The organism is Ruegeria sp. F5 (assembly GCF_056533845.1).
The window spans coordinates 44,108-57,159 of record NZ_JBQFOU010000001.1; the positions used below are offsets into that span (position 1 = coordinate 44,108).

Annotated in this window: 12 protein-coding genes; 9 read left to right on the top strand and 3 right to left on the bottom strand. The window is 61.1% G+C overall.

The window, feature by feature from the left end; genetic code table 11:
- Positions 1–10 precede the first annotated feature (10 nt).
- From ACR0K1_RS00195 to ACR0K1_RS00220, 6 genes are read left to right on the top strand one after another with little or no spacing between them, the layout of a single operon-like run.
- Positions 11–1,519 carry a sugar ABC transporter ATP-binding protein gene (locus ACR0K1_RS00195; protein WP_480611754.1) on the top strand — a complete coding sequence of 503 codons (1,509 nt, stop codon included), beginning with the start codon at positions 11–13 and terminating at the stop codon, positions 1,517–1,519.
- A gap of 10 nt (positions 1,520–1,529) precedes the next feature.
- Entirely contained in the window at positions 1,530–2,471 is a 942-nt protein-coding gene (locus tag ACR0K1_RS00200; protein WP_480611752.1) for an ABC transporter permease, read from the top strand.
- Complete coding sequence (locus ACR0K1_RS00205) at positions 2,468–3,502, top strand: zinc-dependent alcohol dehydrogenase (protein WP_480847973.1); 1,035 nt, start codon at positions 2,468–2,470, stop codon at positions 3,500–3,502. The genes ACR0K1_RS00200 and ACR0K1_RS00205 overlap by 4 nt, the downstream gene beginning before the upstream one ends.
- Positions 3,503–3,526: 24 nt before the next feature.
- Entirely contained in the window at positions 3,527–4,084 is a 558-nt protein-coding gene (locus tag ACR0K1_RS00210; protein ID WP_480611749.1) for a hypothetical protein, read from the top strand.
- Positions 4,085–4,113: 29 nt separating this feature from the next.
- Positions 4,114–5,616, top strand: a complete 1,503-nt coding sequence (locus tag ACR0K1_RS00215) for an aldehyde dehydrogenase family protein (protein WP_480847976.1) — start codon at positions 4,114–4,116, stop codon at positions 5,614–5,616.
- Complete coding sequence (locus ACR0K1_RS00220) at positions 5,616–7,214, top strand: GMC family oxidoreductase (protein WP_480611746.1); 1,599 nt, start codon at positions 5,616–5,618, stop codon at positions 7,212–7,214. Before ACR0K1_RS00215 ends, ACR0K1_RS00220 begins: the two co-directional genes overlap by 1 nt.
- Before the next feature lie 72 nt (positions 7,215–7,286).
- Here the strand turns inward: ACR0K1_RS00220 and ACR0K1_RS00225 are convergent, their stop codons facing one another.
- A complete protein-coding gene (locus ACR0K1_RS00225) occupies positions 7,287–8,105 on the bottom strand; it encodes an aldo/keto reductase (protein WP_480611745.1) in 819 nt (272 codons plus the stop codon).
- 146 nt (positions 8,106–8,251) lie between these two features.
- On the opposite strand from ACR0K1_RS00225, the gene ACR0K1_RS00230 reads away from it, so the two are divergent.
- The 3 genes from ACR0K1_RS00230 to ACR0K1_RS00240 are packed head-to-tail and all read left to right on the top strand — an operon-like array spanning position 8,252 to position 10,932.
- Positions 8,252–9,832, top strand: a complete 1,581-nt coding sequence (locus ACR0K1_RS00230) for an acyl CoA:acetate/3-ketoacid CoA transferase (protein ID WP_480847978.1) — start codon at positions 8,252–8,254, stop codon at positions 9,830–9,832.
- Positions 9,829–10,596 (top strand): enoyl-CoA hydratase/isomerase family protein, encoded by a 768-nt coding sequence (locus ACR0K1_RS00235; protein WP_480847980.1) that lies wholly within the window; start codon positions 9,829–9,831, stop codon positions 10,594–10,596. The genes ACR0K1_RS00230 and ACR0K1_RS00235 overlap by 4 nt, the downstream gene beginning before the upstream one ends.
- 24 nt (positions 10,597–10,620) lie before the next feature.
- A complete protein-coding gene (locus ACR0K1_RS00240; protein WP_480611741.1) occupies positions 10,621–10,932 on the top strand; it encodes a Dabb family protein in 312 nt (103 codons plus the stop codon).
- Positions 10,933–11,038: 106 nt separating this feature from the next.
- Here the strand turns inward: ACR0K1_RS00240 and ACR0K1_RS00245 are convergent, their stop codons facing one another.
- Positions 11,039–11,899: a sugar phosphate isomerase/epimerase family protein gene (locus tag ACR0K1_RS00245; protein WP_480847982.1), complete on the bottom strand. Its 861-nt coding sequence runs from the start codon at positions 11,897–11,899 to the stop codon at positions 11,039–11,041.
- A 3-nt stretch (positions 11,900–11,902) separates the two neighbouring features.
- A complete protein-coding gene (locus ACR0K1_RS00250) occupies positions 11,903–13,051 on the bottom strand; it encodes a dihydrodipicolinate synthase family protein (protein ID WP_480847984.1) in 1,149 nt (382 codons plus the stop codon).
- Position 13,052: the final 1 nt, after the last annotated feature.

Sequence of the window (13,052 nt, forward strand, 5' to 3'; positions counted from 1 at the left end):
GGGCGGGCAGATGTATGAACTGATCAATGTCGACAAGAAATTCCCCGGCGTCCACGCTCTGAAATCCGTGGATTTCCAGATCGGGCGGGGTGAGATCGTGGGTCTGGTTGGCGAAAACGGCGCGGGTAAGTCGACCCTGATGAAAGTGATCTACGGCGCCTATCAGCCCGATGGCGGCGACATCACCATCGACGGCACCAAGGTCCGCTTTCAGAACCCGCGTCAGGCGATGGATCACGGCATCGGCATGGTGTTTCAGGAACAATCCCTGATCACCAACCTGACCGTGATGGAAAACATCTTTTTGGGCTTCGAACAGCAATTCGTCAGTTATGGCGTAATCAACTGGAAAGCCATGGCCGAGGCCGCCGCCGCGCAACTGACCAAGGTCAAACTGGATATCGATCCGGCGACCACGACTTCGAAACTGTCCTTTGCGCAGCGCCAACTGGTGGAACTGGCCAAGGTGCTGACGCTGGAAGAACGGATCGACGGTGATCTGGTCATTCTGCTGGACGAACCGACCAGCGTGTTGGCCAAGGAAGAGGTCGAGCTGCTGTTCAGCCTTGTACGCGAACTGACCAAACGCGCCTCGTTCATCTTTGTCAGCCACCGCATGGACGAGGTTCTGGACCTGTCCGACCGCATCTATGTGATGAAAGATGGCGAGGTGGTGGATGTGGTCGCCCATGACGACGCCGATGTGGATGCGATCCAGCACAAGATGGTGGGCCGCGACGTCGACAAGGAATATTACCGCGAGCAGAAGCAGAAGCCTTTTCAGTCTGACGCGCAGCCGCTGGTGGCTTTCGATGCGGTCTCGGCAGACGGTAAATACGCGGACATCTCGTTTGACCTGCATCCCGGAGAGGTTCTGTGCCTCGTCGGCACCGAAGGCTCGGGTCGCGAGGCGATCCTGCGCACGATCTTCGGGCTGGAAACGCCCTCGTCCGGCACGGTGACGCTCAAGGGACAGGTGGTTGGCAGGTTCAACGCGCAGACCGGTGTGAGCAGCGGCGTGGGCTACATCCCGCGCGAGCGTAAGGTCGAGGGCATCGTGGCGGGGATGAATGTATATGAGAACATGACGCTGAGCCAGATGGGCAACTATGCCAATTCGGGCGTTCTACGCATTGGCGAGGAGAAATCACTGGCGACCCGGTGGATCGACCGTTTGGCGATCAAGACACCCGACGTTTACAAGGATTGCGGCGGGCTGTCGGGGGGCAATCAGCAAAAGGTGGTGCTGGCCAAGTGGCGCTCCGCCGGATCGGATATCATCCTGCTGGACCACCCGACGCGCGGACTGGATATCGGCGCCAAGGAAGATGTTTATGACATGGTGCGCGAGATGTCGGATGACGGCGTCGGCATCATTCTGGTGGCGGACACGCTGGAAGAGGCCATTGGCCTCAGCCACACGATCATCGTCCTGAAAGACGGTGTCGCGCAGAAACGTTTCGATTGCAGCCCGGGGGACAAGCCGTCGCTGTACGACCTTGTCCACCACATGATCTGAGGCCGGACCCATGAGTTTTGAACGTATCAAACCCCATCTGCCCTGGATCACGCTGCTGGCGCTTGTGCTGGCGGTCGGTCTGGCGGATGCGAACTTTCTGCGGCCTGCCAACCTGATCTCGATGATGGCCGACATTGTGCCGCTGTTTATCATGGCGCTGGGGATGACCTTTGCGATCTATATCGGCGGCATCGACCTGTCGGCGCAATCCGTGGCGAACATGACCACCGTGGTGGCCACGATTGCCCTGCCGACCTTCGGGATCGGAACCGCGCTGATCTGTATCCTGTCCGGTGCCGTGCTGGGCAGTATCTCGGGCTATGTGACGACGCGGCTTTATGTGCCGTCCTTTATCTCGACGCTTGCGGTGGGCGGCATCGCCTTTTCGGCGGCGCAGTATATGTCGGGCCAGCGGGCGCTGTTCATGGATGCCACGCTGCGGGATTCGACCTTTGGCTGGATGACAGGCTCGGTCGCCGGTTTGCCCGCCGAACTGATCATCGCTGCTGTGCTGGTTCTGGGCGCATGGTTCCTGCAATCGCGCACCACGTTCGGCCGCGCGCTCAAAGCGGTGGGGGCGGGGGAACCGGCTGCTGTTGCCTCGGGCCTGAACGTGAACCGGATCAAGATCATTGCTTTCGCCCTGTCCGGTGGGCTGGCGGCGATTGCGGGGCTGCTGTTCTCGGTGAAACTCTCTGGTGGTTCTCCCACACTGGCGAACGGGTTCCTGCTGCCTGCAATCGTCGCGGTTCTGGTCGGCGGCACGCCGCTGACCGGGGGTGTCGGCGGGGTGATCAACACGTTGATCGGCACGCTGATCGTGGCGGTGATCCGCTCGTCCATGCTGTATTTCGAGGTCGATGCCACACAGCAGCAGATGGTGTTCGGCCTGATCCTGATCGGAGCGATTGCGCTGACCATCGACCGCACCAAGCTGAGGGTCGTCAAATGACGCAGACCATGAAAGCTGCGGTGCTGGTCAAGCCGGGTCAGTTTCAGGTGCAGGACGTGCCCCGCCCCGAGCCGGGCCGGGATGAAGTTCTGGTGCGTATATCACGCGTCGGCATTTGCGGCACCGATATGCACATCTTCAATGGTCATTACGCCGCTGAACACCTGCCGCTGATTCCAGGACATGAGTTCACCGGTACGATTGCCGGACTGGGCGAAGGCGTGTCGGGCCTGACCATGGGCGCGCAGGTGGTGGTCGATATGAATATCGGCTGCGGCACCTGCTATTGGTGCCGCCGGAATGAGATCCTGAACTGTCCCGAGATGCAGCAGATGGGCATCACCATGGATGGGGCTTTTGCCGAATACATCTCGGTTCCCGCCCGCCTTGTGATCCCTGCGCCGCAGGATGCAACGCCGGATGTGCTGGCATTGACCGAGCCGCTGGCCTGCGTGGTGCGCTGCGCGCGCAAGGCCAATATCACCTTCGGCCAATCCGTCGTGGTGTTGGGCGCGGGACCGATTGGCAACCTGCATGTGCAGTTGCTGCGCACCATCGGGGCCGCCCCGATCATCGTGGCGGATTTGTCCGGCGACCGGGTGCAGATGGCGCTGGAGGGCGGCGCAGATGTGGGTGTGACCGACCCGGCTCAGCTGGAAGAAACCGTTCTACGCCACACAGGCGGGCGCGGCGCGGATGTGGTGATTGAAAGTGTCGGACATCCCGCGCTTTATGAACAGGCCACCCGCCTGATCCGCAAAGGCGGGCATATCGCGGCCTTTGGCCTTACCGGCACAGGCGAGACTTTGCCCGTCGACATTCTGCAGACCATCCTGCAGGAGAACTCCATCAAGGGTTCTGTCGCGGGGATGGGGCAGGATATGCATGACGCCCTGACCCTGCTGAGCCATGGCCGCATCAGGACCGAACGTTTCACGCAGGCGGCGTATCCGCTGGACCGCATTCAGGAGGCGTTCGACAGTTTTCCGGATCGCCCCGCCGACCTGAAAACGCAGATCGTTATGACGTAATCGCCAGAGAGGGAGGAACTCAGCATGACCGTCGAAGTCTATACGTCGAAACCGGAAGGAATGATCCCCAACAGCCGTTTTCCTCTGCTGATCCATCGCGGGGCCATTCCGGGCGGCGGTGTCGATGCCGTCAAGGCCCGGTTTCGCGCCAATGGCTGGGGCAACAACTGGGAATATCCCGGTGTGTATGAGTACCCGCATTTCCACTCGACGACGCATGAATGCCTTGGCTGTGCGGCGGGCTGGATGGAGTTCAACCTGTCCGTCGAAGGCTGGACCCGCGTCCGGATCGAAGCAGGCGATGTCATCGTTATGCCCGCAGGGGTCAGCCACGAGATGGTCGGCCGGTCCGACGATATCATGATGGTCGGCGGCTATGCGGCGGGCCGGGACTGGGACAACATTCAAGAGGCGTTTCTGACGCCCGAGATGTTTCAGGCCGCCGTCAAGCGGATCATGATGCTGCCGATCCCTGACAAGGACCCTGCGACCGGCGATGTTCTGCATCAATGGCATGACGCGCCGTCCTCGGTGGATGGCGGCTGGAATGATTTCCGCGACGGGCTGGACGCCTCAGCGTAGCCCACCGCCCTAATATCGGAGCCTTTTTGATGGACCAAAACAGCCAGATTCTGACACCCCCATCCGAGCCGCGCGCGTTCGGGTTCTTCATGGACGGCAACTGGGTGCCCACCGGGGATCGCGACGTGTTCGAACGGTCTTCGCCGGGGCATGGCGTGCCGGTCACGCGCATTCCGCGCTGCACCGAGGAGGATCTGAACGCCGTGGTCGCCTCGGCGCGCGGGGCGTTTGATGACCGCCGATGGTGTGGCCTGTCCGGGGCCGACCGCGCGGCGGTGCTGCTGAAAGCGGCGGACCTGATCCGCAAGCGCACGGATGAGATCGCTTATTGGGAAACGCTGGAAAACGGCAAGCCCATCGCGCAGGCGCGGGCCGAAGTTCAGGGCTGTGTTGGCATGTTCGAGTTCGCCGCAGGTCTTGCGCGGGCGCTGCATGGGGACAGTTTCAACAACAGCGGTGACGGCGCGATGGGCATCGTCACCCGCGAACCGGTTGGCGTTGTCGGCCTGATCACCCCGTGGAATTTCCCGTTCCTGATCCTGTGCGAACGGGTGCCTTATATCCTGGCCTCGGGCTGCACCATCGTCTCGAAACCCTCCGAAGTGACCAGCGCCACGACGCTGCTGTTGGCGGAAATCCTGTCCGAGGCGGGGCTGCCCGATGGCGTCTTCAACGTGGTCACCGGATCGGGCAGCGTGATCGGTCAGAAACTGGCCGAGCATATGGATGTGGACATGCTGTCCTTCACCGGCTCGACCGCCGTAGGGCGCTCGGTTGTTGCCGCTGCAGGTCAGAGCAACTTCAAGAAGCTGGGGCTGGAGCTTGGGGGCAAGAACCCACAGGTCGTGTTTGCCGATGCGGATTTGGAAGACGCCGCCGACGGTGTGGCCTTTGGAATCGCTTTCAACACCGGACAGTGCTGCGTGTCCGGCGCCCGGCTGTTGGTGGAGCGCTCGGTCGCGGACCGGTTCGCCGAAATGGTGGCCGGGAAACTGCGCAAGGTCCGCGTGGGCGATCCGCTGGACGAGCGCACACAGGCCGGTGCGATCACCACGGATGCGCAGAACCGCACCATCCTGTCCTACATCGCGAAGGGTCAGGAAGAGGGCGCGACCCTGCTGACCGGCGGCACCACGCCCGAAATCTCGGGCGGGCAGTATATCGATCCGGTCGTGTTCACGGGTGTGACCAACGACATGGCGATTGCGCGGGAAGAGATTTTCGGACCCGTTCTGGTGGTGATCCCGTTTGACACGATTGACGAGGCGATCGCGATTGCCAACGATACCGAATACGGGCTGGCGGCAAGTGTCTGGACCAAGAACATCGACAAGGCGCTGACGATCTCGCGCCGGGTTCAGGCCGGGCGGTTCTGGGTCAACACGACGCTGGCCGGTGGCCCCGAATTGCCTATTGGCGGGTTCAAAGCCTCGGGCTGGGGGCGCGAAGCCGGGATGCACGGGGTCGAGGAATATACGCAGATCAAGTCGATCCATGTCGAGATCGGCAAACGGTCGCATTGGGTGGAGTGATGGCGGCAAACGGATATGACTATGTGATCGTCGGCGGCGGTTCGGCGGGCTGCGTTCTGGCCAATCGCCTGACCGAAGACAGCAGCGTAAGGGTGCTGATGCTGGAAGCGGGCGGCAAGGACAGCCACCCGCTGATCCACATGCCCGTGGGTTTCGCCAAGATGACCGCCGGACCGCACACCTGGGGTTTTGACACGGTGCCCCAGACACATGCCAACAACCGCGAAATCCCCTATGCGCAGGGCCGGGTACTGGGCGGCGGCAGCTCGATCAATGCCGAGGTGTTCACCCGCGGCAACCCCGTCGATTACGACCGCTGGGCCAATGAGGAAGGCTGCGAAGGCTGGTCCTTTGACGAAGTCCGCCAGTACTTCATCCGGTCCGAACGCAACGCGATACTGTCCGGCGAGTGGCACGGCACCGACGGTCCGCTGGGTGTGTCCAACCTTGAACCACAAGAGATGACCCGCGTGTTTGTGCGATCCTGTCAGGAGGCCGGGCTGCCCTACAATCCCGATTTCAACGGCCCCAGGCAGGAGGGGGCCGGGGTCTATCAGACGACAACGTGGAATGCGAAACGCTGCTCGGCTGCGGTCGGGTATCTCAAACCGGTCCTGTCGCGTCCGAACCTGACGGTCGAGACCGGGTGTCAGGTGCACCGGGTCGTGATCGAAGGCGGGCGGGCCACCGGCGTTGCCTATGACAAGGGCGGAGAGGTTCACACCGTCACGGCAGATCAGGAGGTGCTGGTGACCTCGGGCGCGATCGGCACGCCCAAGCTGATGCTGCTGTCCGGTGTCGGACCCGCGGCGCATCTGCGTGAGCATGGGATCGAAGTGCAGCACGACCTGCCGGGCGTCGGTGAAAACCTGACCGACCATTTCGGCATCGACATCGTGGCCGAGTTGAACGGGCACCAAAGTCTGGACAAGTATAACAAACCGCATTGGGCCGCATGGGCCGGGATGCAGTATTATCTGTTTGGGTCCGGGCCTGTTGCCTCGAACGTGGTCGAAGGCGGGGCCTTCTGGTACGCCGATGCCAATGCGCCCGTGCCGGATCTTCAGTTCCATTTCCTTGCCGGGGCAGGGGCCGAGGCCGGGGTGCCCAGCGTTCCCAAGGGCAGCTCGGGCATCACGCTGAACTCTTACACGTTGCGGCCCAAGGCGCGGGGCACGGTCAGGCTGCGGTCAAACCGGGTCGAGGATATGCCGTTGGTCGATCCAAATTTCCTCGGGCATCCGGATGACCTGAAAACCTCGGTCGAGGGGGTCAAACACAGCGTTGAGATTTTCCGCCAGAACAGCCTGCAGAAATACATCCGCCAAATCCGGTTCCCGGATGACAGCGTCAAGACGCAAGCCGATTACGAGGCCTATGCGCGCCAATACGGCCGGACCTCGTACCACCCGACCTGTACTTGCAAGATGGGTGTGGATGAGATGGCCGTGGTCGACCCTCAGATGCGGGTGCGGGGGATTGATGGTTTGCGGATTTGCGACAGCTCGGCGATGCCCAGCCTGATCGGATCAAACACCAATGCGCCAACGATCATGATGGCCGAGAAAGCATCCGACATGATCCGGGGCAATCACTGAGCGATTACGCTCTCACGGCTCATACGGTTGCCCCTAGTAAGGCGGTGCCACAGAGGCACCGCCTTTTTACGTTCAGTCCCATTTGGGGGCCCAGGGCACCAGATCCTCACCAACGATGCGAAAGCCGGTATGGGTTTTTGCGTCGATCCGATCCATGTCGCTGCTGGACAGGGTGAAATCCATAACGTCGAAGTTGGCATCGATATTGGCGCGTTTGGTCGACATGGTGTTGATCGAAACGCCTTTCTGCAAAATCCAGCGCAGAACGACCTGGCCCGCTGTCTTGCCATAGGTCTGGCCGATTTCGTCGAAGATCGAATGCTTGAAGACCTCACCACGCGCGACGGAACAGTAGGACGACAGGGGAATGCCGGTTTCGGTCGCCGCCGCCAGAAGCGCGTCCTGATTCAGAAGCGGATGGAATTCGACCTGATTTGTGACCAGCGGCGTGTCGATGATCTTGACCGCATCGCGCATCATCTGTGCGGTGTAGTTCGACACCCCGATATTCTTCGCCAGCCCTTTCGCGTGGGCCTGTTCCAGCAGTTTCAGCGAGGGTGCGATATCTCCGCCGATCGGGGGCCAGTGTAGCAGCAGGACGTCAACGTAATCCAGCTGCAGCTTCTTCAGACTTTCTTCGACCGAAGGGATGAACGCCTGTTCCGTGAAATTGTCGGGATGAACCTTTGTGGTTACGCAAATCTCGTCCCTTGCGAAGCCAAGCTCGGCCAGTGCGTCACCGGTTTCTTTCTCGTTTTCATACATTTGCGCGGTATCGAATGACCGGTAGCCAACATCGGCAGCGATCATCATGGCGTCGCGCAACTCACTTCCGGTCAGGGGGAATGTACCGAATGTGCGCTGGTTGGTATTCTGGAAATAAATGTTCATTGCGATCCTCCCAAGGGACAAGTTTGCAAGTAACTTAATGGTTACTTAATCTCACGTCAATTCCGTCTTTGTCTAGATTCCTGTTGATTTAGGCAAGCCTCCGGGGCATAAAGTTATAACTGTTTAGTTACTTCTGTGAGGATCGCATGACCAGGCAAATGACGGCGCGCGAAGCAGCAAATCTTGTGCCTGACGGGGCGGTCGTGGCGGTGAATTCGTCAAGCGGCCTGTGCTGTCCGGATGCGGTCTTGAAAGGTCTGGGCGAACGCTTTGACGACGAAGGCGCGCCGCGGAACCTGACGACGATCCATCCCATCGCTGCCGGAGACATGTTCGGCACCAAAGGGGTGGATCACATCGCCAAGCCGGGGCTGCTGACCCGGATCATCGGGGGGTCGTACCCGTCGGGGCCCAGCAAGGCCAAACCGCCGATGATCTGGCAGATGATCACCGCAGAACAGGTGCGCGCCTATAATGTGCCGTCGGGCATTATCTTCGACATGCTGCGCGAATCCGCCGCCAAGCGTCCGGGCGTGCTGACCAAGGTTGGCATGGATACCTTTGTCGATCCCGAAATTGAAGGCTGCGCCATGAACGACGCGGCGCGGGCCGAGCCCATCGTCAAACGCATGGAGTTCGAGGGCGAAGACTGGCTGTATTTCAAGTCCATGGCCCCGAACGTGGCCATCATCCGCGCGACCACGGCGGATGAAAAAGGCAACCTGAGCTTTGAACATGAAGGGGCCTATCTGGGCGCGATGGAAATGGCGCTGGCCGCGCGCAACAATGGCGGTGTGGTGATTGCTCAGGCCAAGCGTGTTGCCGCAGCGGGCAGCATCCGTCCGCATGACGTGCACGTGCCGGGGATTCTGGTCGATGTCATCGTCGAAGCCCCGGACCAGTTGCAGACCACGGCAACCGAATATGATCCGGCGATTTCGGGCGAACTGACCCGCCCGATTGAAAGCTTCAGCAGGGCCGAGTTCAATGTCGGCAAGGTGATCGCGCGCCGCGTCGCGCAAGAGCTGAAACAGGGTTGGGCGGTCAATATCGGCTTTGGCATATCGGCCAATGTCCCTCGCATTCTGGTCGAGGAAAGGCTTCACGGCTCGGTCACCTGGATGATCGAGCAAGGGGCTGTCGGTGGTGTGCCTTTGCTCGATTTCAAATTCGGCTGTTCCGCCAATGCCGAGGCTTTTGTGCCCTCACCGCATCAGTTCTGCTATTTTCAGGCGGGCGGGTTTGATGCTTCGCTTCTGTCGTTTCTGGAAGTGGACAAGAACGGCTCGGTCAATGTCTCGCGCCTGTCTGCAATCCCGCACCGCACCGCCGGGGCCGGGGGCTTCGTTGACATCACCGCGCGGGCCCGCAAGATCGTGTTTTCGGGCAATTTCAATGCCGGGGCAAAGATGACGGTCGAAAACGGTCAACTCAAAATCCTGCAAGAGGGGAAGGTTGCCAAGTTTGTGGATGAGGTCGATCAGATTTCCTTCTCGGGCAAGCGCGCTACGGCAACCGGGCAGGATGTGACCTATGTGACCGAGCGCTGTGTGATCAGGCTGACCGATCAGGGGCTGATGGTCACGGAAATTGCGCCCGGTCTTGATCTGCAGCGGGATGTTCTGGATCAGGCAGCGACCCCGTTGCTGGTGTCGGAGGATCTGAAAGTGATGGATGGAGCCCTGTTTGATCCCACGCCGATGGGTCTGACCCTGACGGCGGCATGATGGATCACTTTCTGCTGGATATCAGCGACGGCATCGCCCGTCTGACGGTCAACCGACCCGAGCGGCTGAACGCGCTGACCGAGCCGATGATGGAGGATCTGATGACCCTTTGTCGCCAGATCGAACATGCCGGGGACGTGCATGTGGCGATCCTGACCGGGGCGGGTAAGGCGTTCTGTGCCGGTGGCGACATCGATGCCTGGGCCGCACGCTCCCCGGATGGGTTCGGGCGGCATTGGCTGCGCGATGGGCATCAGGCGTTGGACGCGTTGACGCGCCTTCGCCAGCCGGTGATCGCGGTTCTGAACGGCCATGTTCTGGGCGGTGGGCTGGAATTGGCCGCCTGCGCCGATTACCGCATCGCGGAATCGCATATCCGCATTGGGCAGCCGGAACCGGCGCTTGGCATTATTCCCGGCTGGTCCGGCACGCAGCGCACCGTGCGCCGGTTCGGCTCGCAACTGGTGCGGCGCATGGCAATTTTTGGCGAGCAGTTCTCGGCCAGTGACGCGCTGACGGTTGGCCTTGTCGATCAGGTTGCCGAACAAGGGCAGGGCGTTGCCGCAGCCGAGGAACTGGCCAACCGGATGCGCCATCGCGGACCGGTTGCAATCGAATTGACCAAGATGCTGATCAACGCCGCCGAAGGCGAAGAGCGCGAGCGCGTGTTCGAGGCCTTGGCAGGCCGGGTCGCCGCGTCGCATAGCGAACTACAAGTCGGGCTGGCCGCGTTCAAAGACCGCAAGAAAGCGGATTTCTGGTAATCACCTCGGGGAAGGAAGAGTGAAATGATACGTCATCTGGTACATCTGCGCTTTGCAGGCGATGTTTCCGAGGCTGAGAAGTCCGCGCTTTACAAGGATCTGGAGGGGTTGAAGGGCCATATCGACGGCATTCTCGATTTCCAGAGCCGCAGCAACGTGTCCGTCGAAACCGACCTTGTCCGCGATTTCAACGATATGTTCTGGTTCGATTTTCGCGATGCCGCCGTGCGCGACGTCTATCTGGTCGATCCAACCCATCAGGAAATCGGCGGGCGGATCGTTGCCAAAACCGTTGGCGGTCCGGACGGCGTTTTTGTCTGCGATATCGAGGTCTGACCCAATAACGTTTCGGGTTTAACTAGAGGCACGAATACCCTGCCACGCCTACGGCGTTCTCGGGACATTCGCACCGCAAAATGAGTCGGGTAAAACCCGAAACGCTTTAGCAGCAGGTCCTGAACCGCTCGACAATGATGTCCAGAACCTCGTGCGGGTCGCGCTTCCACCAGTTTTCGGCCGAGAATATCTCGACCTCGCACAGGCCGTCATAGCCGGCGTTTTCGACGGCGGCGCGCAGGGCGTACAGATCGGCGACGCCGTCGCCCATCATCCCCCGGTCCAGAAGGATGTCCGACGTATCGGCCAGCCAGTCGCACAGGTGATAGCCATAGATGCGGCCGTTGGCGCGGGTCGCGAGGGTGCCGGCCATCGTCGTGTCCCACCAGACGTGATTGACATCGATCGCAACGCCCACATTCTCTGCCCCGACCGCATCGCAGACATTCAGCGCATCTGCGGCGGTCATCAGGCAGGTGCGATTGCCTGCGGTTGCGGGGTTCAGCGGCTCCAACGCCAGTTTCACACCGCGTTCGGCCGCGTAAGGGGCGGCGCGGGCCACGCGGTCGGCGAGGGTTTTCTGGCTTTCCATAACGCCTTTGGTGCCCGGTTCGGGCCCGCCGGTCACGATGGTCAGAACCTCGGTTTCCAGCGCGGCGGTCTGATCGATGGACAGGTGAAAATCGTCCATGATCTGCTGATCCGATGGCAGCGCCAGCGGGCCGGTCAGGAACGGCGTGCGGCACAGGCCGGAAACCTGCATCCCGGCGGCGCGGACACGTTGGCCGATATCGGCCGCGCGCCCGTCCAACTCGCGCCGCCAGAAGGTGATTCCGCCATAACCGCGCGCGGCGCAGGCGTCGATCACCTGCTCGGGCGACCAGCCCGCGCCGTGGCCGTCCAGATTATGGCCCAGCGTCGCCGTGTTCAGCGCCAATGCGGAATGATCGTTCGAGAAATCGCGCAAGCCTCAGACCCCGTAAAGTTTCAGCATATGCCCCATGCGCGCGACCGCCAGATCCGGATCGCGCAACAACCCGCATTCATCGGCCATTTTGAAACAGTCGGTGAAATAGGGCAGGGACCGCGCCGCCTGCGCGCCGTTCAGCATGATGAAATGGTCCTGAAACCCGTTCAGCCAGGCCAGAAACACCACGCCGGTTTTGTAATACTGTGTCGGCGCCCGGAAGATATGGCGGGCCAGCGGAACCGTCGGGTCCAGCGTGTCGCGGAAGGTCCTGGCGTCACCCTCGCTCAATTTGCTGACCGCATAAGCGGCGGCGGGGGCGAGCGGGTCGAAGATGCCGAGAAGTGCGTGAGAATATCCCTGATCGTCGCCCTCGATCAGTTCGGGATAGTTGAAATCGTCGCCGGTATACATCCTGACGCCCTCGGGCAACCGGCGGCGCATGATGACCTCTTTCTCGGCATCCAGCAGCGAGATTTTGATCCCGTCCACCTTGTCCACATTTGCACCTATGACCGCCAGCACGGTTTCCAGCGCATCGTCGAAATTGTCCGAACCCCAGTACCCGGCAAGCTGCGGGTCAAACATCGCACCCAGCCAATGCAAGATGACGGGTTCATCGCAGGCCGCCAGCACATCGTTGTAGACCGAGATATAATCATCCGGCCCGGTCGCCACCTTCGCCAAGGCGCGCGATGCCATCAGGATGATCCGCCCGCCCAGCTTTTGAATGGCCTCGACCTGTTCAAGATAGGCCCGGCGTACATCGTCCAACGTTTTTGCATCCGCCGGGTCCAGATGATCGGTGCCGCAGCCATTGGCGACAAGCGCGTCGGGCAGTTCCTCGCGGGTGCGGCGGATCAGCTCCAATGCGCCGGTCCAGTCCAGCCCCATGCCGCGTTGGGCGGTGTCCATCGCCTCGGCAATGCCCATGCCCATTCCGGCCAGATAGTGGCGGAAATCCATTGTCTTTGCCCAGTCGACATGCGCCGGGCCGGTCGGGTCATGGTCGCCAAACGGGTCTGCCACAACATGGGCGGCGGAATACAGAACCCGGGCCGAGTTCGGTGTCAGCTTCGACGGGGCGACCGGCATGCCGACCAGCGCATAGTCATGCAGTTTTCCGGTGGTATCAGGCAGCTGAATTTTCATG